Genomic DNA, 21,124 nt, shown 5'->3' on the forward strand with positions numbered 1-21,124 from the left:
AAAAATTATCGATATCAGGATTTTTCCTATTGAATAATTTTGCCTAAGAAAACCCCTGTTACTCGATAGAACCTCGATCTCTGGAACGCGAAGGGATGCTGGACCACTGACATCCTGCATCAACAGTGCGCAGCGCACTGACCTCTTCTCACAAATCCATAGAGCGCATAAATGAACATTCAATTTTTGCCGCCCGATCAGGCGGCGTATTTTTACTCCGCCAAAATCCCCAACAACCATGAATACCTTTCAAAAAAACACAGTAAAGAAAAGCCTGACGACCCACTCGGTGGTTTATTTTTTTCTCCCTCTACGCGGCACTACTCAACCACCAATCCTCATAGTTCGCACATCGCCGGAATCAAACTGGCGATGCAGCACTTTGGTCAAAGCCCAGCGGATATTTTCAAGGAAGTCACGCCACTGAACGCGGGCTTCAACATCACCATGAGGGATGGATTCAAGCTTTTTATCAGCCATAAGGAACTGCAACTTTCAAAAGAAGGCTGCCAGATGCTTGGGGATGGAGAGGTGTTGAAAGATGCGACTTTTCTTTATGCCGCCCTGGTTAAACGCAAGCAGTTGGAGAGCCGCAACCCTGCCGAAAACGCGAACTTTTCACTGGCCATGCGCAATACGAACGAAGGCGAGCACGCAAGCACAATACTGAAGTTGCTGGGGTTGAAAGAGCATATCAAAGCGGTCAGGTCTGATGAATTAGCGGCCCATGGAGGGATGGGAATAAGCGTTGCCTCCTCAAGAGAGTCGGTTTTTGTGGTGGGGGGTGCCGAGGACTTTCATGGCACGCCATCAAGGATTCGAAAGAAAAAGCTGGCCTACGTTCTTATCTGACCAACCCTTCAACTTTCAGAGCATTCACTCATGACTTATTCAATACGCGACCGTTCGCCGATTTTTAATCCATCACTCGATTCTCAGGCGAATAATAGCGGTTATCCACATGCCGCCAACACTGCGCTCAAACAACCACACCGCCCGCCAATGGCGAGTCAGACAAACGTTGCCGTCCGTGATAACAACCCATGGGGTGAGATGCTTGCCCTGCTCAACAGCATCACCCAACAAATCAAGATGCTCTTCCAGGCAGAACGAACGCCGCTTCCTGAAGTACCGACTGTTCCGAAGCCTGTGCCTGTCACACCCAAGCCAGACACGTCCGCGAATAAAACCGCAGAATGCCTGAATAACATAAAGACGGGTTTTAATAGCAGGGAACGGCAATTTGGTGAACCGTACGAAACCAGAACATACGCAGACGCCATCAAACTCATGATGATGACGTTCGGACAACGCCCGACCGACTGCTTCGATAAGGTTTCACCCTCAGGTGACGGCTACGACATCACGATGAAAGATGGTTATGAGCTTCATGTCTCTGGCCATGAAATCAACCGTGCCGGCCAGGCCGTCAACTTCACAGGCACTGACCGCGAGATGATAAAAAACGCCAACTTCATATTTGCCGCCTTCACCAAACGCTATCAACAGTCCCATGAAGACCCGGTAATAAGGGCCGACTTTGAAACGGCCCTGGACACCGCCCTGACACACGGCCGCCAAATCAAACCGACCCTGGAAAACCTGGGCATGATTGCCCATATGCGCCATGTGCATGTCAGCGAGCTGGAGGAAGATGACACCATTGGTTATCTGTATGGCGCGGGTCTGGTTCTAGGCAGCCAATGGGGCGGCGGCGATGACCTCCCCTATCAAGGCCATGGTTATGTGCTCGACAACGCTTCGGCAAACTCAATCCGACTGGGAAGAAGGTGATTTATGAGTTTGACCATTGCCCCCTACCACGCGGGAACATTCAGCGCTGGCCCCAAGCACTATCCCCACTCAAAGAGTCCCGAGATAAATCCTGAACAACCTGCTGCGGCTAATGCCCATGCAACGTTAGTCCAGCAATTGGAAGCCCTGAACGAACTTATAAAAAAACTCGTTGAGCGAGCAACTCCCACTGTCGCACCCTCTGAGAACGCTCAACGTTACCTATCCAGTGTTGCTCCTGGGGTTAAGCCCAGGGATATCTGGCGTGGGTTCTGGCAAGGCAATCAAGGTAACTGCGTCACTGTCTCGGCCATCAAGGCGGCGATGGCGAAGTACGGCCACAACCCCCACGGCATCTACAAGCACATCAAACAAACCCAGGACGGGTTCGACATCACGATGCGCGACAGCCGTAAGTTGCACGTGTCTTTCGATGAACTAACGCAGGCCGCTAACGGCAGTGACTTTGAAGGGGATGATTCCGAGGTCAAGAAAGACGCCATCTTCATGTACGCCGTGAGCGCCAAGCGCGCCCAACTTGAAAATAATCAAGGCACCGCAAAGCACAGCTTCCAACATGCAATGGATTCATTGAATGACGGTGAGTTTCCAGGTGATGCACTCAAGCGATTGGGGTTGTATGCCCATCGTCGCTGGGCCAGCCCTGCGCAGTTGGAAAAAGGCGCGATAGGGACGGTAGCGGATGCCCAGCATTCGGTCGCGGTGATTGATGGCTATGCGGACGTTTATGGAAACAAGGTGAAATTATCGGAATCAGGCTACTAACGCGCACGACAGGTGCTGATCCTGGTTTGAGAATAAACCTGCCTGCAATGAAGGCGTGCCAGTCGACACCCCGGCACGCCTTCATTGCAGGCACGCACACTGTTTACTCAGCTGTGGAAGGCTTCTCCCACAAGTTAATCCCGCCTTCCTGCGCAAACCGATCAATCTCCGCCAGCTCCTCTGCGCTGAAGCTCAAGTTCTTCAACGCGCCGACGTTTTCGATGATCTGCTCCGGCCGGCTTGCACCGATCAGCGCACTGGTCACCCGTGGGTCGCGCAGAGTCCAGGCCAGGGCCAGTTGCGCCAGGCTTTGGCCGCGACGCTTGGCGATTTCGTTCAGCGCACGGACATGGGCGATGTTGGCCTCGGACAGGTGCTTGGCCTGCAACGAACTGCCACCCGGGCGGTTAACCCGTGCATCGGCCGGCACGCCATTGAGGTACTTGTCGGTCAGCAAACCCTGGGCCAGCGGCGTGAACGCGATTACCCCGGCACCGAGTTCCTCGGTGGTGTCCAGCAGGTCTTTTTCCACCCAGCGGTTCAGCAGGTTGTAGGCTGGTTGGTGGATCAGCAGCGGCACTTTCCACTCTTTGAGCAGCGCAGCGATTTCGCGGGTTTTCACGCCGGAATAGGACGAGATACCGATGTACAACGCCTTGCCCTGTTGCACGGCGGTGGCGAGGGCGCTGGCAGTTTCTTCCAGCGGCGTGTCAGCGTCGAAGCGGTGGGAGTAGAAGATATCCACGTAGTCGACACCCAGGCGTTGCAGGCTCTGATCGAGGCTCGCCAGCACGTATTTGCGCGAACCGCCGCCCTGGCCGTAGGGGCCGGGCCACATGTCCCAGCCGGCCTTGCTGGAGATGATCAGCTCGTCGCGGTAGTGCTTGAAGTCTTCGCGCAGCAACCGGCCGAAGTTGATCTCGGCGCTGCCATAGGGCGGGCCGTAGTTGTTGGCCAGGTCGAAGTGGTTGATACCCAGGTCGAACGCCGTGCGCAGCAGGGCGCGCTGGGTGTCGATCGGGGTGCTGTCGCCAAAGTTGTGCCACAACCCCAGGGACAGTGCCGGCAGCACCAATCCACTGCGGCCTACGCGGCGATAAGGAATAGATTCATAGCGGTTTTCGGCAGCAATGTACGTCATCGAATCCTCTCTGGGCTTTGGGGTTAAAAGGCCTGGGAATAAGCATATTCCCAGGCCTTTTAACCCGCTGAATCGCTTAAGTGAGCGCTTCCCTTTTACAGCAATTCGCTACCAGAGTGGAACAACGTAGCTGACATAGAAGCGGTTTTCATCTTGCACGGTGGCACCGGTAATGTCCGGGCTGGCGTGGGCGTTTTTCCAGGTGACGCCGAGGCCCTTGAGGGTGCCGGTGGGGACTTGATAGGCCACGGCAACGTTGCGCTCCCATTCGCTGGTGGTGCCCTGCGCAGTGCGGATGTCATCACCGTGGGCGTAGGCCGCCGAGAACGTCAGGCCGTTGAGGCCGAGTTTGCCCAAGTCATATTTGTACTGCGCCAGCCACGTGCGCTCGCCGGCGTGCTGGAATTTGTTCAACTGCATATTGGTCAGCGCCGGGGTGTCGGCACCCGAGCCAGGGCCCTGCCGGTTGTCGCCGCTGTTGAGGCCGGAATCCAGGTACGGGAAGTCGCTGTCGCCGCTGTTTTTCTGGATACCCAGGCCGACGGTATGGCCGTCCAGGCTGTAGCTTTCCAGCAGGCTGACGGTGGACTGGTTGATGCGCCCTTTGTTCACGCCATCGCCGTAGAGGCCCGCCGCCGCAAAGTCCTTGTCGCCATCGGCGTTGCCGCCCACACCCAGGCTGCGAAACACGCGCACGTCAGTGTCGATCGCACCCACCGACAAGGCATCGTGGCGCTTGGCACCAAGGAAGAACTGCTGGTAGTAATCCTCAAGGTTGGAGTACCACAGGCTGACGGTGGTGTTCTGTATGCCGCTGTAATCTGCACCGCCGAACAGGAAGCGGTCACTCTCTTTGGTGCCACCGGCGGTGATCATGCCCTGGTCGCCGGTTTCGTTGCGGATCTTGGTCTTGAAGATATCGCCGCCAGTGAAGGTGAAGTCACTGAGGTCCTTGGACACCAGTTGCACACCGGTGTTGGTCTGCTGGTACAGACGCCCGTCGGTGTTGGCCAGCACCGGGTTGTTGCCGTACAGCGTACCGACGCGCAGCTCATCCTTGGCAAAGCGCATCTTGAACGTGGGGCTGAGCACGCCGAACTGGTCGGCGGATTTGCCGTTGTCCAGCGGGAACATGCTGCCGGGGTAACGGCCCTGGTGATCCTTGTCATTCAGATCGCCACCGGAATCCAGTTTCAAACCGTAAAACGCTTGCAGGTCCAGGCCAAACCCCACCGGCCCCTCGGTGTAGCCCGACTTGAAGTTGAACTCGAACCCCTGGCCCCAATCACGAATGCTATGGGCCTTGGCATTGCTGCCGACCACGTCACGTCCCTGCTGGTTGAGATAGCGGTTGAGCAGGGTCACGTCGGCGTGGCTGTCATCGATAAAATCGGCATGGGCGGACAGCATAAAGCTCGCCATGGCGGCTCCCACCACAGGGCTTAAAAACGTCTTCATGGGTACCGGTCTCCGTCACTGTTCTGAAATGAAAGCGTCAAACGCTTCACACAATTACGCAGTGACCAGATGACAGTTACGCGTCAAAACAGCGCGTTGACGGATGAAATTAAATTTAAGAAAGCCCCGTAGAACGGGGCTTTGCGGGGAGTTTAGGGTTAACGAACCAAGTGTAGGAACTGCAGGTGGCGCTCGTACTGGTCGAGGATGTCGTTGATGATCTGCTCCTTGGTGTAGCCCACCAAGTCGTAGTCCTGGCTGCCCTCGCTCAAGTGCACTTCCGCCCGGTAGTAGCGACGGTTATTGAGCTGCTTGGAACCCATTCCACCGCGTGCAAATGACGGAGTGAAATAGCCGCGCATCTGCACCTGATAAACGAACGGATGCTCTTCGCCGTGGCCGATTTCCAGGCTGACGCTGTCGTTGGACGGGTCTGGCTGGGTGACAACGTTGAGGCCTTTTTCGACAAACACGGCCGTCACTTCTTCGATCGCCGGACGCACCGTGGTCTCAAGGAACCGGTACACCTCATCCCTTGACGGGAAATGCACCGCTTGGCTCAAACGCTGGCGCCAACCGCCAGTGCCCTTGCGTGAGCCCGATACCGGTGCCAATGAATGCAACTGGGCGATCTGCTTCTGCGATTCGAGGTGGAAGGCCTTGTGCAGCCCCCACATCATCAACAGCAGGATCATCGAGAACGGCAACGAGGTGAGCACCACCGCAGATTTCAGCGAGTCGATGCTGCCGGCAAACAGCAAGGCACTGGTGATCAGCGCGGTCATCGCGCCCCAGAATACTCGCAGCCATTTCGGCCCATCTTCGTCGGCGTTACCGCCCTTGGACGACAGGGTGGACAGCACCACGGTGCCGGAGTCGGCCGAGGTGACGAAGAACACGAAGCTGATAAACACCGTCACCGCGATGACAGTCTTGCTCCACGGGTAGGTTTCCAGCAGCAGGTAAAGGCTCATCGACGGATCATCAATGGCCGACTGACCCAGCGCGGTCAGGCCGTGGTTAAGCACCTGGTCGATAGCGCTGTTGCCGAAAATCGACATCCACGCCAGGGTGAAGCCCAGCGGGATCAGCAGCACGCCAAACACGAATTCGCGGATGGTACGGCCACGGGAAATGCGCGCGATAAACAGGCCCACGAACGGCGACCATGCGATCCACCAGGCCCAGTAGAACACTGTCCAACCACCCAGCCAGTCGCTCGGTTTGTCGTAGGCGTACACGTCGAAGCTCTTGGTCGGCAAGGCCCCCAGGTAGTCACCGATGTTCTGGATCAGGGTGTTGAGCAAGTGCTGCGTGGGCCCGGCGAACAACACAAACAGCAGCAGTGCGCAGGCCAGCAGCATGTTGATGTCGGACATCACCCGCACGCCCTTGTCGACACCGGCGACGGCGACGAGGATCGCCGCGCCCATCATCAGAGTGATCAGGCCGACCTGAATCCACTGGGTATGGGCAATGCCGAACAGGTAGTCGAGGCCTGCGTTGAGGTGCAGCACACCGAAGCCCATGTCGGCGCCGAGGCCGAACACCGTAGCAATGATGCCGAAGCCATCCACTGCATAACCGATGGGGCCGTTGATACGCTTGCCGATCAGCGGGTACAGCGCCGAACGCAACGCCAGCGGCAGGTTATGCCGGTAGGCGAAGTACGCCAGGGCCATGCCGACAAAGGCAAACACGCCCCAGCCGTGCAGACCCCAGTGCAGAAACAGAATCTGCATGGCCTGGCGCGCAGCGTCGGCGTTCATCGCCTCGCCCTGGGGCGGTTGCACCAGGTGCGTCAGCGGCTCGGAAACGCAGAAGAAAAACAGTGTGATGCTGATCCCGGCGGCGAACAGCATGCCGGCCCAGGACAGGTAACTGAATTCGGGCTCGTCGTGGTCGGCACCGAGTTTTATCTTGCCGTAGCCCGATAGCGCGGTGACCACCACGAAGACCAGATACAGGGTCATCGCCAGCATGTAGTACCAGCCGACCGTGTTGGCCGCCCAGTTTTGCGCCGCCAGCAGCCAGGCGCCGGCCTGTTGCGGGATAACGATGACAGTGATGCCGAACAGCAGGATGAAGCTTGCGGCGAAATAGAACACGGGCGCATTCATGCGCACCTGGCCGCTGGGTGGGGTGGACGATGCACTCATGAACGATGCACCCCTGGGACGTGAGATGTGGCTGTAAATAACGGACTCAGCAAAGGTAAGCCTCCTGTTGTGAGCGGGCAGCGAACCACCGGTTTAACTTGAACGAACATTCAAGTTAAACATGGATAGGCGGTCTGGGACTAATCGCAGGGCTGAGTGGTCGGGTATTCCTACACTAGCTCAAGGATTGGTTGTGGCGAGGGAGCTTGCTCCCGTTGGGGTGCGAAGCGCCCCCCCTGAAAAGCCCACCGCCCTATTCCAGAATGAATGAGGCGGCTGATCCAGGGCTGCTGCGCAGCCCAACGGGAGCAAGCTCCCTCGCCACAGGTTAGTCCTCAGCGGTCAGCGGAAGTGCCGTTACTTCTGGGCGCCATCATCATGCTGCAGATTTGCCTGCGTGATGTTCGCATCGGCCGGCACGCTGCGGGTCAGCCAGACATTGCCGCCAATCGTCGAGCCCTTGCCAATAGTGATGCGCCCCAGAATGGTCGCCCCGGCGTATATCACCACATCGTCCTCGACGATTGGGTGACGCGGATGACCCTTCTGCAACTGCCCATCCTCATCGGCCGGGAAGCGCTTGGCGCCCAACGTCACCGCCTGATAGATGCGCACACCCTCGCCGATGATCGCGGTCTCACCGATCACCACGCCCGTCCCGTGGTCGATAAAGAAGCTCGGGCCGATTTGCGCGCCGGGGTGAATATCGATACCCGTGGCCGAATGGGCGATCTCCGCGCTGATCCGCGCCAACAGCGGCAAACCGGCACGGTACAAATGGTGCGCCAGGCGATGATGAATCACCGCCAGGATGCCCGGATAGCACAGCAGCACTTCGTCCACGCTACGGGCAGCCGGGTCGCCGTGGTAGGCGGCCAGCACGTCGGTGTCGAGCAGGCTGCGCAGGGACGGCAAGGCCAGGGCAAAATCCTGGATCAGGCGGATGGCGTGAGCATCGACCTCGCGGTCATCCTGGGCGCTCTGGCGGGCAGCGTAACGCAGCTCGAGGCGCGCCTGGCCGAGCAACGCGTTGAGGGCGACGTCGAGGGTATGGCCGACATAAAAGTCTTCACTTTCTTCACGCAGGTCCACCGGCCCCAAGCGCATCGGGAACAGCGCGCCGCACAGCGCTTCAAGAATCTGCGCCACCGCTTCGCGCGACGGCAATTCGCGCCCGCCATGCTCGCCACTCAACCGGCCATTGCGCGCTCGCCACTGGTCCCGGGCGCCGCGCAGCTGGCTGACGATGGTCTGTAATTGCCAATGACTGGAACGCTCACTCAAGGGAAGACCTTCGGTAGTTGGAAGCAGCAAGCTTGAAGCGGCAAGTAAAAGCAACCTGGCTTTTACTTGCCGCTTGAGGCTTGCAGCTTGTCGCTGAATTTCCACCTACTTTACGACATGCATTGGGGGCGGCCTTAATAACCAATCATGCCGAGCATATAACCAACATCCATAAGCGATTGACGGTTGCCCGATGAAAAGTGCCTGCCTATAGTCACGCAATACTTATCAACCGTGCGTAGCCATGATCAAACAACAGCTCGACCGTTTTAACCGTCTGGAACTGCTGGGCGGTGCCACCGCCCTGGAAAAACTCGAGCGGCTGTCGAACTGGCTGGGACGCGATATTTACGTTAAACGCGATGACACCACACCACTGGCCATGGGCGGCAACAAGCTGCGCAAACTCGAATACCTGGCGGCCGATGCGCTTGCCCAAGGCGCCGACACCCTGGTGACCGCCGGCGCGATCCAGTCCAACCACGTACGCCAGACGGCTGCCCTCGCCGCCAAGCTCGGCCTGGGCTGCGTCGCCCTGCTGGAAAACCCTACCGGCACCGAAGACCCCAACTACCTGGGCAACGGCAACCGCCTGCTGCTGGAGTTGTTCGACGCCAAGGTCGAATTGGTCGAGAACCTCGATAACGTCGACGACCAACTCAACGCCCTCGCCGACCGCCTGCGCAGCAACGGCAAGAAGCCGTACCTCGTGCCCATCGGTGGTTCCAATGCGCTCGGCGCCCTGGGTTATGTGCGCGCCGGGCTGGAACTGGCCGGGCAGATCGAAGCCAGCGGGATCGATTTTGCCGCCGTGGTGCTCGCCTCCGGCAGTGCCGGCACTCACAGCGGCCTGGCATTGGCGCTGAGTGAAGTGCTGCCGAACCTGCCGGTGATTGGCGTCACCGTGTCGCGCACCGACGAGACCCAGCGCCCGAAAGTCCAAGGCCTGGCCGAACGCACTGCCGAGTTGCTGGGTGTGGACATTCCCGAGGCGTTCAAGGTGATCCTGTGGGACGAGTACTTCGGCCCGCGCTACGGCGAGCCGAACGCCGGCACCCTGTCGGCGATCAAGCTGCTGGCGAGCCAGGAAGGCCTGCTGCTGGACCCGGTCTACACTGGCAAGGCCATGGCCGGCTTGCTGGATGGCATCGGGCGTCAGCGGTTCGAGGACGGCCCGATCATTTTCCTGCATACCGGTGGGGCGCCGGCGTTGTTTGCCTACGACCGCGTTCTAACGGATTGAACACGGGCTAAATGTGGTGGGGGGCTTGCTCCCGATGGCGGTGTTTCAGTATCAGATGAGCTGACTGTCACGCCGCTATCGGGAGCAAGCCCCCTCCCACATTGGGGCTGCGCTATATTCCAAATAAGCATAAAATAATTTATTTATATTATTTTCAAGTCTTAAAAACCCGCTTTATAGTCGCGCCGTAGGCGAAGACGCGCTACGCGCTTTAAGGCAGGATACGACTACCGCGTCACCTGCTTCGCTCAACATAAAAAACACAGGGGCTGTTCATGACTATTTCCGTATTCCGTCGCACCTTGCTGGTGGGCACATTGGGGCTGGCTCTCGGGGCTGGTCTGTTGGGCCAGGCAGTTGCCGGCGAGCAGCTGGACAAGATCAAGAAGGCTGGCGAGATCAAGATCGGCCTGGAAGGCACCTACCCACCGTTCAGCTTTCAGGATGAAAAAGGCAAACTGGCAGGCTTCGAAGTCGAACTTTCCGAAGCGCTGGCCAAAGAACTGGGCGTGAAGATCAAGCTGCAGGCCACCAAATGGGACGGCATTTTGGCGGCATTGGAATCCAAGCGTCTGGATGCCGTGATCAACCAGGTGACCATCTCCGAAGAGCGCAAGAAAAAATACGATTTCTCCGAGCCCTACACCGTTTCCGGAATTCAAGCGCTGGTACTGAAAAAGAACGAAGACAAACTCAACATCAAATCCGCCGCCGACCTGGCCGATAAAAAGGTGGGTGTGGGCCTGGGCACCAACTACGAGCAGTGGGTGAAAGCCAATGTGCCAAACGCTGATATCCGTACCTACGAAGATGACCCAACCAAGTTCCAGGACCTGCGCATCGGCCGCATCGACGCCATCCTGATCGACCGCCTGGCTGCCCTGGAATACGCCAAAAAAGCCCCGGACACCGTCGCTGCCGGTGATGCCTTCTCCCGTCAGGAAGCCGGTGTTGCCCTGCGCAAAGGCGAGCCTGAACTGCTTGAGGCGGTGAACAAGGCCCTCGACAAATTGCGCGCAGACGGCACCTTGAAGAAGCTGTCGGATAAGTACTTCAACGCTGACGTTACCCAATAATGGAAGCAAAGCTCCAACTCGTCCTGGATTCCACGCCCTTCTTGATGCAGGGCGTGTACTTCACCGTCATCTTGAGCCTGGGCGGGATGTTTTTCGGCTTCCTGCTAGGCTTTGGTCTGGCGTTAATGCGCCTGTCGCGGTTCAAGCTGGTGAACTGGGTAGCCCGCGTCTACGTGTCGTTCTTTCGCGGCACGCCGTTGCTGGTACAGCTGTTCATGATGTATTACGGCTTGCCGCAAGTGGGCATCGAACTGGACCCGATTCCCGCCGCCCTGATCGGCCTCTCGCTGAACATGGCCGCTTATATCTGTGAAACCCTACGTGCCGCCATCAGCTCCATCGAGCGTGGCCAGTGGGAAGCTGCCGCCAGTATCGGTATGACCCGCGTGCAGACCCTGCGTCGGGCGATCCTGCCGCAGGCGATGCGTACGGCACTGCCGCCATTGGGTAACAGCTTTACCTCGCTGGTGAAGGACACCTCACTGGCGGCAACCATTCAAGTGCCGGAGCTGTTGCGCCAGGCACAACTGGTGTCTGCGCGGACCTTCGAAATGTTTGCCATGTACCTGTCGGCCGCCCTGATCTATTGGGTGCTCATCAGTATCCTTGCGCATGTGCAAAACGTTCTTGAAGACCGGGTCAACCGGCATGACCTGGAGTCTTGAAGCATGATCGTGGTTGAAAAACTGACCAAACAATTCAACGGTCAGGTGGTGCTCAACGGCATCGACCTTGAGGTCAAGGAAGGCGAAGTCGTCGCCATCATCGGCCCCAGCGGTTCCGGCAAGACCACCTTCCTGCGCTGCCTGAATTTCCTCGAAGAACCCACCAGCGGGCGCATCAAGGTCGGTGATATCGAGATCGACAGCAGCAAGCCGCTCAACCAGCAACAAGGCCTGGTGCGGCGCCTGCGCCAGCACGTGGGTTTTGTGTTCCAGAACTTCAACCTGTTCCCGCACCGCACCGCGCTGGAAAACGTCATCGAAGGCCCGATTGTGGTCAAGAAGATGCCACGTGACGCGGCCACGGCCCTGGGTCTCAAGCTGCTGGCCAGGGTCGGCCTGGCGGGCAAGGAAGCGTCTTACCCACGGCGCCTGTCCGGTGGCCAGCAACAGCGCGTGGCGATTGCCCGTGCGTTGGCCATGGAGCCGGAGGTGATTCTGTTCGACGAACCTACCTCGGCCCTCGACCCGGAACTGGTGGGTGAAGTGCTGGCGACCATTCGCAGCCTCGCCGAAGAAAACCGCACGATGGTGATCGTCACCCACGAAATGAGCTTTGCCCGCGACGTGGCCAACCGGGTGATCTTCTTCGACAAGGGCGTGATCGTGGAGCAAGGCGAAGCCAAGGCGTTGTTCGCCAACCCCAAGGAAGAACGCACCCAGCAGTTCCTGAGCAAATTTTTAGCCCACTGACACCGCTCCGAATGTGGCGAGGGAGCTTGCTCCCGCTGGGCTGCGTAGCGGCCCAAAAAATCCTGGGAGCGCTTCGCACTCCAGCGTGAGCAAGCGCCCTCGCCACAACAAGCGGCTCCTACAGTAAATCCTCATCCGTGGGCGTAAAACACCACGTGACGCACACCCAAAAATCCCCCTCCCAGTCAGACCCTTCTGAATCTGCTCCAACCTGCCGTTTAGCCCTTTGCCGCCATTGACGCCCCCTGGCCAACCCTCTTATCTAGCACCCAGAGGATTGGATCCTATCCCGGCTACTCACTGAATCGTTCATTTCGGACCACCGCGCACCCGCGCCAACGGTCCGGAACGATTGCTGCTGGCTGCATCAAGGAGATTACTTATGACGCGCACTGCAACCCCGGCCATGCTCACCGCCCCGACCTTGCCCCAGGCCCTTGGAAACGGCATCAATGCCCTCGCCGCCAGCCGGCTGCAGGTCGACATCGCGCCCTATCCCGGCATGGATGAAGGCGACCTGATCGAGCTGTTCTGGAACAACTGCTTTGCCGATTCGCGGCGGGTCACCGCCTGCAAGGTCGGCATTCCAACGCGCCTGCGGGTCCCCGAAAGTTTTGTGCAGGAGGGGGCCGCACGGGTTCACTACCAGGTCATGCAGATCGGCCATGGCCCCGCGCGTTCGGCCGTGACGCGAGTGCGCGTCAAGACCGACTGTCCCGGCGGTCGGCCCTCGGCCCTGTACACCGACGAAAACCAGAACCTCGCGCCGGTCAACCTGCCCGACACCATCCGCCGTTACGGGGTCAACAGCAGCCAGGTACGACGCGGTATTCCCCTGACCATCGAGCCCTACCTGAACATGGCCAGCGGTGACGCGATCACGCTGCGCTGGGGCGACGTGCGCTTGGACCTGCCAGCCCTCCAGCCCCGGGACGTCGGGCAGGCGGTGCAGGTGTGGATGCCTTCGGCGGTGATTGTCGAAGCCGGCGACGACAGCCGGCTGGAGGTGACGTACTGCATCCTCGATTGCGTGGGCAATAATTCACGCTGGGCGCCGGCCCGCACCTTGCGCATCGCCGCCTGCCCGCCACAGGCGCCGACCCGCCTGGCCAGGGCCGCGCTGATCTATCAACCGCGTCGCCTCGGCTCCCCCTTGGAACCTGGGTAACAGCCCTTCTATGCATATTCCTAAAAGTTAGTTTATTTAAAGATTTAACACGCCTAGGGTATATACACCGGACCACCGGACATTCCTGATTTTTCTGTTTTCATTTCATTGAATGCGAGGTCGGTATGGTCAGAATTACCCCGGTGCATAACGCCAGGGCATTACGTGCAGCCAAGGAGCGGCGCTGATGTCTAACTTGGCTCTAACCCCCCCCCAGAGTGATCTGGACGTAGCCCCCCTGCTGTTGCCGGCCGTTGTGCTGCGCAATGACGCACAAGCGTTGAACGCGGCCCATGAACTGGCCCAGGCCGCGCGCCTGCAAGCGGCCAAACGCGATCAGCAACGCACGTTGCCGTGGGCGCAGATCGAGCAATTCACCCGCAGCGGGCTCGGCAGTATTTCCATTCCTCGCGAATACGGCGGCCCACAGGTCTCTTTCGTGACCCTGGCCGATGTGTTCGCGATCATCAGCGCGGCAGACCCGGCGCTCGGGCAGATCCCGCAGAACCATTTCGGCATCCTGCACCTGTTGCAGGGTGCCGCCACCGAGCGCCAGAAAAAGCAGCTGTTCCAAAGCGTGCTCGACGGCTGGCGCATCGGCAACGGCGGCCCGGAACGCGGCACCAAAAACACCCTGGACCTCAAAGCGCGCATCACCGCCGAGGGTGACGGGTACGTCATCAGCGGCCAAAAGTTTTACTCCACCGGTGCCCTGTTCGCCCACTGGGTCGCGGTGAAAGCGCTGAACGATGACGGCAAGCAAGTCATGGCGTTTGTGCGGCGTGGCACTGAAGGGCTGCGCATCGTTGACGATTGGTCCGGCTTTGGCCAACGCACCACCGCCAGCGGCACCGTACTGCTCAACCAGGTGCCCGTCGACGCTGAACTGGTGGTCGAGAACTGGCGTATCGGCGAAAGCCCGAATATTCAAGGCGCCGTCTCGCAGTTGATCCAGGCCGCCATCGACGCCGGCATCGCCCGTGGCGCGCTGGATGACACCATCGCATTCGTGCGCGAACGTTCGCGGCCGTGGATCGACGCCAAGGTCGAGCGTGCCAGCGATGACCTGTACGTGATCGCCGATATCGGCAAGCTGAAGATCGAACTGCACGCCGCCGAGGCGCTGCTGCGCAAGGCCGGGCAGGTACTGGACCAGGTCAGCGCCGCACCGATCACCGCGCAATCCGCCGCACGCGCCTCGATTGCCGTGGCCGAGGCCAAGGTGTTGACCACCGAAGTGTCGTTGCTGGTCAGCGAAAAGCTCTTCGAACTGGCAGGCAGCCGCGCCACCCTCGCCGAGTTCAACCTCGACCGCCACTGGCGCAACGCCCGGGTGCACACCCTGCACGACCCGGTGCGCTGGAAGTATCACGCGGTGGGCGCTTATCGCCTGAACGGCACTCTGCCTGCTCGCCATTCCTGGATTTAACCGACCAGAACACTTTTTCCACGAGCTTCTGGAGAACACACATGACTTTCTCTGCAAACGTCGCGTTTATCACCAGCGACGAACAAGCCCTTATTGTCGCCAGCGACCTGGCCGAAGACTTCCGCCGCGACAGCGCCCAGCGCGACCGCGAACGCCGCTTGCCACTACCTGAACTGGATGTATTTTCCCGCTCCGGCCTGTGGGGCATCAGCGTGCCCAAGGAGTACGGCGGCGCCGGTGTGTCCAACGTCACCCTGGCCAAGGTCATTGCACTGATCGCCCAGGCCGATGCCTCGCTGGGCCAGATTCCGCAGAACCATTTCTACGCCCTTGAAGTGCTGCGCGTGAACGGCAGCCCGGCGCAGCAACAACGCCTGTACGCCGAAGTGCTCGCCGGCCAGCGTTTCGGCAATGCCCTCGCGGAGTTGGGCACCAAGACCGCCCATGACCGCGTGACGTCTATCACCCGCGACGGCGACGGCTTTCGCATCACCGGCCGCAAGTTCTACTCCACTGGCGCGATCTATGCCCAGCGCATCCCCACTTCGGTGGTGGATGAAAACGGCGTGCAACAACTGGCCTTCGTGCCACGCGACAGCGAAGGCTTGAGCGTGATCGACGACTGGAGCGGCTTCGGCCAGCGCACCACCGGCAGCGGTTCGGTGGTGTTCGATAACGTGTGGGTCGCGGCCCAAGACGTGATCCCGTTCCAGAGCGCTTTCGAACGACCGACCACCGTCGGCCCATTGGCGCAAATCCTTCACGCCGCCATCGACACCGGCATCGCCCGCGCCGCGTTCGAAGATGCGCTGCACTTTGTACGCACCAAGACTCGCCCATGGATCGATTCCGGCAACGACAAAGCCACTGAAGACCCGCTGACGTTGAAGAGCTTCGGCCACCTGAGCATTCGCCTGCACGCCGCCGAGGCGCTGCTGGAACGCTCCGGTGAATTCCTCGACCGCGCCCAGGCCGACAGCAATGCCGAGACCGTCGCCGCCGCCTCAATCGCGGTCGCCGAAGTCCGCGCCTTGAGCACCGAGATTTCCCTGGCCGCCGGCAGCACGCTGTTCGAACTGGCCGGCAGCCAGGCGACCCTGGCCGAGCATGGCCTCGACCGCCACTGGCGCAACGCCCGCGTGCACACCCTGCACGACCCGGTGCGCTGGAAGTATCACGCGGTGGGCAATTACTACCTCAACGATGAAAACCCGCCACTACGGGGGACTATCTAAATGGCCCTGCCTCTGAAAACGAAAAAAAAGATCCTGCTCAATGCCTTCAACATGAACTGCATCGGGCACATCAACCACGGCCTGTGGACGCATCCACGGGATACCTCGACCCAATACAAAACCATTGAGTACTGGACCGACCTGGCGCAAACCCTGGAGCGTGGCTTGTTCGACGGTTTGTTCATCGCCGACATCGTTGGCGTGTACGACGTGTACCAAAACTCGATCGATGTGCCGCTCAAGGAGTCGATCCAACTGCCGGTGAACGACCCGTTGCTGCTGGTTTCGGCCATGGCTGCCGTGACCAAAAACCTCGGCTTCGGCCTCACCGCCAATCTCACCTACGAGCCGCCGTACCTGTTCGCCCGGCGCATGTCCACACTCGACCACCTGAGCCGTGGCCGGGTCGGTTGGAACATCGTAACCGGCTACCTCGACAGCGCCGCCAAGGCCATGGGCCTGACCGAACAGGTCGAGCATGACCGACGCTACGACCAGGCCGATGAGTACCTGGAGGTGCTCTACAAACTCTGGGAAGGCAGTTGGGAAGATGACGCGGTGCTTAACGATCCACGCGCGCGGATCTATGCCCAGCCGGGCAAGGTGCACAAGGTCGAGCACCACGGCGAGTTCTACCAGGTGGAGGGTTATCACCTGTGCGAGCCGTCGCCGCAGCGTACGCCAGTGCTGTTCCAGGCCGGCAGTTCGGACCGTGGCTTACTGTTCGCCGGGCGGCATGCCGAGTGCGTATTTATCAGCGGGCAGAACAAGGCCGCGACCAAAGCCCAGGTGGACAAGGTGCGCGCCAGCGCCGTCGAGGCCGGGCGCAACCCGGACGACATCAAGGTGTTCATGGGCCTCAACGTGATCGTCGGCGCCACCGAAGCGCTGGCCTGGGCCAAGCACGCCGAGTACTTGAGTTATGCGAGTGCCGAAGCGGGCGTGGCGCATTTTTCGGCGTCCACGGCGATCGATTTTGCCCAATACGAACTGGACGAACCGATCCAGTACGTGAAGAGCAACGCGATCCAGTCGGCCACCAAGAACCTGCAAAACAACGACTGGACCCGACGCAAATTGCTCGAGCAGCACGCCTTGGGCGGGCGCTACATCACCTTGGTCGGCTCACCTGAACAGGTCGCCGACGAACTGGAATCCTGGATCAGCGAAACCGGCCTGGATGGCTTCAACCTCACGCGCATCGTCACGCCGGAAAGCTACGTCGACTTTATCGACCTGGTGGTGCCGGAGTTGCAAAAACGCGGTTCGTACAAGACCGAATATGAGAGCGGCACGCTACGGGAGAAGGTCTTCCACGGCACTGCTCGCCTCCCAGAACAACACACCGGTTCCACCTACCGCCACTGAACAAAAAATGTGGGAGGGGGCTTGCTCCCGATGGCAGTGAATCAGTCACCGGATTCGTTTGCTGACACACCGCCATCGGGAGCAAGCCCCCTCCCACATTGGAACTCTATTGTTTGCACCAACACCTTACGACTGGAAATCCATTATGAAAAAGACACTACTCTCCCATCCAGTCAAAGCACTGGCCCTGGCACTCGGACTGTTCAGCTCGGCGGTATTCGCCGCCGATGCACCGTTGAAAGTCGGCACCACTGCCGCGTTCGCGATCCCCCTGGAAGCCGCCGTCGCAGAGGCCGGCAAGCAAGGCCTGAAGGTCGAGCTGGTGGAGTTCACCGACTGGATCGCGCCCAACGTCAGCCTGGCCGCTGGCGATATCGACGTGAATTACTTCCAGCACATCCCGTTCCTGGAAAACGCCAAGGCCGCCGCCGGTTTTGAGCTGACACCGTACGCGCCGGGCATCATCAACAACGTCGGCCTGTACTCGAAGCAATACAAAAGCTTCAACGACCTGCCCCAAGGCGCCAGCGTGGCAATTGCCAATGACCCGATCAACAGCGGTCGCGGCCTGCAGTTGCTGGCCAAGGCGGGCTTGATCACCCTCAAGCCGGGCGTGGGCTACAAGGCCACCGAAGAAGACATCGTCGCCAACCCGAAAAAGATCAAGATCCTGCAAGTGGAAGCCGTGCAACTGGTGCGCGCCTACGACGACGCCGACCTGGTGCAGGGCTACCCGGCGTACATACGCCTGTCCAAGACCTTCGATGCCGAGTCGGCGCTGCTGTTCGACGGCCTCGACCACCCGGAATATGTGATCCAGTTCGTCATCCAGCCCAAGAGCAAAACCGACCCGCGCGTGATCAAGTTCGTCGACATCTACCAGCATTCGCCGGTGGTACGCGCCGCCCTGGATAAATCCCTCGGCAAGCTCTACCAAGTCGGCTGGGAAGGCTGAGCATGACCGCCGCCCACTCTCAACTGCGCGACCTGGGCCTGCCGCCCAGGGACGCCGAGCAGACAGAACTGCATCCGGACCTGAACCGCGCCCACGTGCGCTTTATCAACCTGGGCAAGACCTACGACGGCACCGTGCATGCCTTGCAAGGCATCGACCTGGCGATCCAGCGCGGTGAAGTGTTCGGCATTATCGGCCGCAGCGGCGCCGGCAAGTCGTCGCTGATCCGCACCATCAACCGCCTGGAACAACCCAGCAGTGGGCGCGTGCTGATCGATCAGGTCGACATCGGCGAATTCGACGAAGACCGTCTGGTGGCGCTGCGTCGGCGCATCGGCATGATCTTCCAGCACTTCAACCTGATGTCGGCCAAGACCGTGTGGCAGAACGTTGAGTTGCCGCTGAAAGTCGCCGGCGTGCCCACGCTGCAGCGCGAGCAAAAGGTACGCGAACTGCTGGAACTGGTGGGCTTGCAGGACAAGCACAAGGCCTACCCGGCGCAGCTTTCCGGCGGGCAGAAACAGCGCGTGGGCATCGCCCGCTCGCTGGTGCACGACCCGCAGATTCTGCTGTGCGACGAGGCCACCTCGGCCCTCGACCCGGAGACCACTCAGTCGATCCTCGGCCTGCTGCGCGAGATCAACCAGCGCCTGGGCCTGACCATCGTGTTGATCACCCATGAAATGGCGGTGATCCGCGAAATCTGCGACCGCGTGGTGGTGCTGGAACACGGGCGCATCGTCGAGCAAGGCCCGGTGTGGGAAGTGTTTGGCAACCCGCAGCACGAGGTCAGCAAGACCCTGCTGGCGCCGCTGCAACACGGGCTGCCGCCAGAGCTGCAAAGCCGCTTGCAGGCCACGCCCGAGTCGGCAGACGCGGCGGTGGTGGTGCGTGTGCAGTTCACCGGCAGCGCCAGCGATGAACCGGACCTGGCCGCGCTGTTCAGTGATCTCGGCGGGCGTGTGCGCTTGCTGCAGGGCGGGGTGGAACGGATTCAGGGTCATGCCCTGGGGCAATTACTGCTGGCGGTGAGTGGCTCGCCCCATAACGCCGAAGCACTGCGCAGCCGCGCCGGGCGGTGGGCGCAACAGGTGGAGGTACTCGGTTATGTGGTTTGATCGTTTAGTACAGGGCGCCATCGACACGTTGTTGATGGTCGGCGTGTCGTCGTTGATTGCGTTGCTGGTGGGCATTCCGCTGGCGGTGTTTCTGGTGACCAGCGACAAGGGCGGCATCTATCAGGCACCGGCGCTGAACCGGGTGCTGGGGGCGTTCGTCAATCTGTTCCGCTCGATTCCGTTTTTGATTCTGATGGTGGCGCTGATCCCGTTCACCCGGCTGATCGTCGGCACCACGTACGGCGTGTGGGCGGCGGTCGTACCGCTGACCATCGCCGCCACACCGTTCTTTGCGCGGATCGCCGAGGTGAGTTTGCGCGAGGTTGATCATGGTCTGATCGAAGCCGCGCAGGCCATGGGCTGCCGACGCTGGCACATCATCTGGCATGTGCTGTTGCCGGAGGCTCTGCCGGGGATCGTTGGCGGGTTCACCATTACCCTGGTAACGATGATCAACTCGTCGGCCATGGCCGGGGCAATTGGCGCGGGCGGCCTGGGCGACATTGCGTACCGTTATGGGTATCAGCGTTTTGATACGCAGATCATGCTCACGGTGATCGTGCTGCTGGTGATTCTGGTGGCGGTGATCCAGCTGGGTGGCGATCGCCTGGCACGCGTGCTGAACAAGCGCTGAAAAACTGGGGGCTGCTACGCAGCCCAACGCGGGGCAAGCCCGCTCGCCACAGGGCTGATCGTTCCCACGCTCCGCTCGGAAATGCAGCCCTGGACGCGCAGCAATCGCTCTTAAAGTCGTGACGCGGAGCATCACAGGAGGCATTCCCACACAGAGCGCGGGAACGATCAGGTACGAACGGTTGGGGTATAGTCGGGCCATCTCAACGCCCGGTACTCCCCGTCATGACCCTCAAGCCCGACGACCTCGACCAGATCACGTCCACCACCCTCGGCCACTACAACAAGGTGGCCGAGGATTTTCGCGAGGGCACGCGTGATCACGATGTGAGCCAGAATATCGACGCGTTGTTGCGGCATATCCAGGGGACGGCGCCGTTTACCGTGCTGGATTTCGGCTGCGGGCCGGGGCGCGATTTGCAGACGTTTACCCGCATGGGCCATATCGCCGTGGGGCTGGACGGCTCCGAGCGGTTTGCGCAGATGGCGCGGGAAGACAGTGGCTGTGAGGTGTTGCAACAGGACTTTCTCAAGCTGGATTTGCCTGATGAACGCTTCGACGGGGTGTTTGCCAATGCGGTGCTGTTTCATATTCCCAAGCAGGAACTGCCGCGTATTCTCAAGCAGTTGCACGGGGCGCTGAAGCCTGGGGGCGTGCTGTTCAGCTCCAATCCGCGCGGTGAGAATCAGGAAGGCTGGAATGGACCGCGGTATGGGTCTTATCACGACCTGGCAGCCTGGCAAGCACTGCTGACGGCAGCGGGGTTTGAAGAGTTGGAACATTACTTCCGGCCCGCCGGGCTACCTAGGGAACAGCAACCCTGGCTGGCCAGCGTCTGGCGCAAACCCTAGAACCGACTTG

19 protein-coding genes are annotated in these 21,124 nt (G+C 60.0%); 15 read left to right on the forward strand and 4 right to left on the reverse strand.

All coding sequences use genetic code 11. From position 1 onward, the window contains the following. Positions 1 to 171 precede the first annotated feature (171 nt). Genes ACR52_RS14725 through ACR52_RS14735 form a run of 3 tightly spaced genes read left to right on the forward strand, consistent with a single transcriptional unit; the run spans position 172 to position 2,580 of the window. A complete protein-coding gene (locus ACR52_RS14725) occupies positions 172 to 852 on the forward strand; it encodes a hypothetical protein (protein WP_048725349.1) in 681 nt (226 codons plus the stop codon). A 30-nt stretch (positions 853 to 882) separates the two neighbouring features. After that, positions 883 to 1,794: a hypothetical protein gene (locus ACR52_RS14730; protein WP_152687624.1), complete on the forward strand. Its 912-nt coding sequence runs from the start codon at positions 883 to 885 to the stop codon at positions 1,792 to 1,794. A 3-nt stretch (positions 1,795 to 1,797) separates the two neighbouring features. Beyond that, positions 1,798 to 2,580 (forward strand): hypothetical protein, encoded by a 783-nt coding sequence (locus ACR52_RS14735; RefSeq protein ID WP_053221245.1) that lies wholly within the window; start codon positions 1,798 to 1,800, stop codon positions 2,578 to 2,580. Between the two features lie 103 nt (positions 2,581 to 2,683). Here the strand turns inward: ACR52_RS14735 and mgrA are convergent, their stop codons facing one another. The 4 genes from mgrA to epsC all read right to left on the reverse strand — a co-directional run bounded on the left by mgrA (position 2,684) and on the right by epsC (position 8,622). Further along, positions 2,684 to 3,721, reverse strand: coding sequence for an L-glyceraldehyde 3-phosphate reductase (gene mgrA / locus ACR52_RS14740; protein ID WP_048725355.1), 1,038 nt, complete (start codon positions 3,719 to 3,721; stop codon positions 2,684 to 2,686). A 108-nt stretch (positions 3,722 to 3,829) separates the two neighbouring features. After that, positions 3,830 to 5,179 (reverse strand): OprD family outer membrane porin, encoded by a 1,350-nt coding sequence (locus tag ACR52_RS14745; protein WP_048725357.1) that lies wholly within the window; start codon positions 5,177 to 5,179, stop codon positions 3,830 to 3,832. 158 nt (positions 5,180 to 5,337) lie between these two features. Next, positions 5,338 to 7,299, reverse strand: coding sequence for a choline transporter BetT (betT, locus tag ACR52_RS14750; RefSeq protein ID WP_173439258.1), 1,962 nt, complete (start codon positions 7,297 to 7,299; stop codon positions 5,338 to 5,340). Positions 7,300 to 7,695: 396 nt separating this feature from the next. After that, positions 7,696 to 8,622 carry a serine O-acetyltransferase EpsC gene (gene epsC / locus ACR52_RS14755; protein WP_048725361.1) on the reverse strand — a complete coding sequence of 309 codons (927 nt, stop codon included), beginning with the start codon at positions 8,620 to 8,622 and terminating at the stop codon, positions 7,696 to 7,698. A gap of 244 nt (positions 8,623 to 8,866) precedes the next feature. Between epsC and ACR52_RS14760 the strand changes: the two genes are divergently transcribed. From ACR52_RS14760 to ACR52_RS14815, 12 genes are all read left to right on the forward strand, one after another. Further along, positions 8,867 to 9,865 carry a D-cysteine desulfhydrase gene (locus tag ACR52_RS14760; protein ID WP_048725363.1) on the forward strand — a complete coding sequence of 333 codons (999 nt, stop codon included), beginning with the start codon at positions 8,867 to 8,869 and terminating at the stop codon, positions 9,863 to 9,865. A 275-nt stretch (positions 9,866 to 10,140) separates the two neighbouring features. Then, a complete protein-coding gene (tcyJ, locus tag ACR52_RS14765; RefSeq protein ID WP_048725365.1) occupies positions 10,141 to 10,941 on the forward strand; it encodes a cystine ABC transporter substrate-binding protein in 801 nt (266 codons plus the stop codon). Beyond that, the gene (gene tcyL, locus ACR52_RS14770; RefSeq protein WP_048725367.1) at positions 10,941 to 11,606 is read left to right on the forward strand and encodes a cystine ABC transporter permease; all 666 of its coding nucleotides are present in this window, start codon (positions 10,941 to 10,943) and stop codon (positions 11,604 to 11,606) included. Before tcyJ ends, tcyL begins: the two co-directional genes overlap by 1 nt. Positions 11,607 to 11,609: 3 nt before the next feature. Further along, the gene (gene tcyN, locus ACR52_RS14775; RefSeq protein WP_048725369.1) at positions 11,610 to 12,356 is read left to right on the forward strand and encodes an L-cystine ABC transporter ATP-binding protein TcyN; all 747 of its coding nucleotides are present in this window, start codon (positions 11,610 to 11,612) and stop codon (positions 12,354 to 12,356) included. Positions 12,357 to 12,738: 382 nt separating this feature from the next. Beyond that, entirely contained in the window at positions 12,739 to 13,524 is a 786-nt protein-coding gene (locus ACR52_RS14780) for a hypothetical protein (protein WP_048725371.1), read from the forward strand. A 187-nt stretch (positions 13,525 to 13,711) separates the two neighbouring features. Further along, positions 13,712 to 14,953 (forward strand): SfnB family sulfur acquisition oxidoreductase, encoded by a 1,242-nt coding sequence (locus ACR52_RS14785; protein ID WP_048725373.1) that lies wholly within the window; start codon positions 13,712 to 13,714, stop codon positions 14,951 to 14,953. Positions 14,954 to 14,994: 41 nt separating this feature from the next. Beyond that, positions 14,995 to 16,188, forward strand: a complete 1,194-nt coding sequence (locus tag ACR52_RS14790; RefSeq protein WP_048725375.1) for an SfnB family sulfur acquisition oxidoreductase — start codon at positions 14,995 to 14,997, stop codon at positions 16,186 to 16,188. Further along, positions 16,189 to 17,556 (forward strand): LLM class flavin-dependent oxidoreductase, encoded by a 1,368-nt coding sequence (locus tag ACR52_RS14795; RefSeq protein ID WP_048725377.1) that lies wholly within the window; start codon positions 16,189 to 16,191, stop codon positions 17,554 to 17,556. A 145-nt stretch (positions 17,557 to 17,701) separates the two neighbouring features. Next, positions 17,702 to 18,511, forward strand: coding sequence for a MetQ/NlpA family ABC transporter substrate-binding protein (locus ACR52_RS14800; RefSeq protein ID WP_048725379.1), 810 nt, complete (start codon positions 17,702 to 17,704; stop codon positions 18,509 to 18,511). A 2-nt stretch (positions 18,512 to 18,513) separates the two neighbouring features. Then, on the forward strand, positions 18,514 to 19,629 hold the full coding sequence (locus ACR52_RS14805; protein WP_048725382.1) for a methionine ABC transporter ATP-binding protein: 1,116 nt from the start codon (positions 18,514 to 18,516) through the stop codon (positions 19,627 to 19,629). Further along, entirely contained in the window at positions 19,619 to 20,263 is a 645-nt protein-coding gene (locus ACR52_RS14810; protein ID WP_016974994.1) for a methionine ABC transporter permease, read from the forward strand. Before ACR52_RS14805 ends, ACR52_RS14810 begins: the two co-directional genes overlap by 11 nt. 224 nt (positions 20,264 to 20,487) lie before the next feature. Further along, complete coding sequence (locus tag ACR52_RS14815; protein WP_048725384.1) at positions 20,488 to 21,114, forward strand: class I SAM-dependent methyltransferase; 627 nt, start codon at positions 20,488 to 20,490, stop codon at positions 21,112 to 21,114. Positions 21,115 to 21,124: the final 10 nt, after the last annotated feature.

The sequence above is a fragment of the Pseudomonas fildesensis genome, from assembly GCF_001050345.1.
Lineage (GTDB): Bacteria > Pseudomonadota > Gammaproteobacteria > Pseudomonadales > Pseudomonadaceae > Aquipseudomonas > Aquipseudomonas fildesensis.

Bases quoted from the DNA above. Each gene is read 5' to 3' on its own strand.
- ACR52_RS14725 (WP_048725349.1), top strand. From the start codon at position 172: ATGAACATTCAATTTTTGCCGCCCGATCAGGCGGCGTATTTTTACTCC.
- ACR52_RS14730 (WP_152687624.1), top strand. From the start codon at position 883: ATGACTTATTCAATACGCGACCGTTCGCCGATTTTTAATCCATCACTC.
- ACR52_RS14735 (WP_053221245.1), top strand. From the start codon at position 1,798: ATGAGTTTGACCATTGCCCCCTACCACGCGGGAACATTCAGCGCTGGC.
- mgrA (WP_048725355.1), bottom strand. From the start codon at position 3,721: ATGACGTACATTGCTGCCGAAAACCGCTATGAATCTATTCCTTATCGC.
- ACR52_RS14745 (WP_048725357.1), bottom strand. From the start codon at position 5,179: ATGAAGACGTTTTTAAGCCCTGTGGTGGGAGCCGCCATGGCGAGCTTT.
- betT (WP_173439258.1), bottom strand. From the start codon at position 7,299: ATGAATGCGCCCGTGTTCTATTTCGCCGCAAGCTTCATCCTGCTGTTC.
- ACR52_RS14760 (WP_048725363.1), top strand. From the start codon at position 8,867: ATGATCAAACAACAGCTCGACCGTTTTAACCGTCTGGAACTGCTGGGC.
- tcyJ (WP_048725365.1), top strand. From the start codon at position 10,141: ATGACTATTTCCGTATTCCGTCGCACCTTGCTGGTGGGCACATTGGGG.
- tcyL (WP_048725367.1), top strand. From the start codon at position 10,941: ATGGAAGCAAAGCTCCAACTCGTCCTGGATTCCACGCCCTTCTTGATG.
- tcyN (WP_048725369.1), top strand. From the start codon at position 11,610: ATGATCGTGGTTGAAAAACTGACCAAACAATTCAACGGTCAGGTGGTG.
- ACR52_RS14780 (WP_048725371.1), top strand. From the start codon at position 12,739: ATGACGCGCACTGCAACCCCGGCCATGCTCACCGCCCCGACCTTGCCC.
- ACR52_RS14785 (WP_048725373.1), top strand. From the start codon at position 13,712: ATGTCTAACTTGGCTCTAACCCCCCCCCAGAGTGATCTGGACGTAGCC.
- ACR52_RS14790 (WP_048725375.1), top strand. From the start codon at position 14,995: ATGACTTTCTCTGCAAACGTCGCGTTTATCACCAGCGACGAACAAGCC.
- ACR52_RS14795 (WP_048725377.1), top strand. From the start codon at position 16,189: ATGGCCCTGCCTCTGAAAACGAAAAAAAAGATCCTGCTCAATGCCTTC.
- ACR52_RS14800 (WP_048725379.1), top strand. From the start codon at position 17,702: ATGAAAAAGACACTACTCTCCCATCCAGTCAAAGCACTGGCCCTGGCA.
- ACR52_RS14805 (WP_048725382.1), top strand. From the start codon at position 18,514: ATGACCGCCGCCCACTCTCAACTGCGCGACCTGGGCCTGCCGCCCAGG.
- ACR52_RS14810 (WP_016974994.1), top strand. From the start codon at position 19,619: ATGTGGTTTGATCGTTTAGTACAGGGCGCCATCGACACGTTGTTGATG.
- ACR52_RS14815 (WP_048725384.1), top strand. From the start codon at position 20,488: ATGACCCTCAAGCCCGACGACCTCGACCAGATCACGTCCACCACCCTC.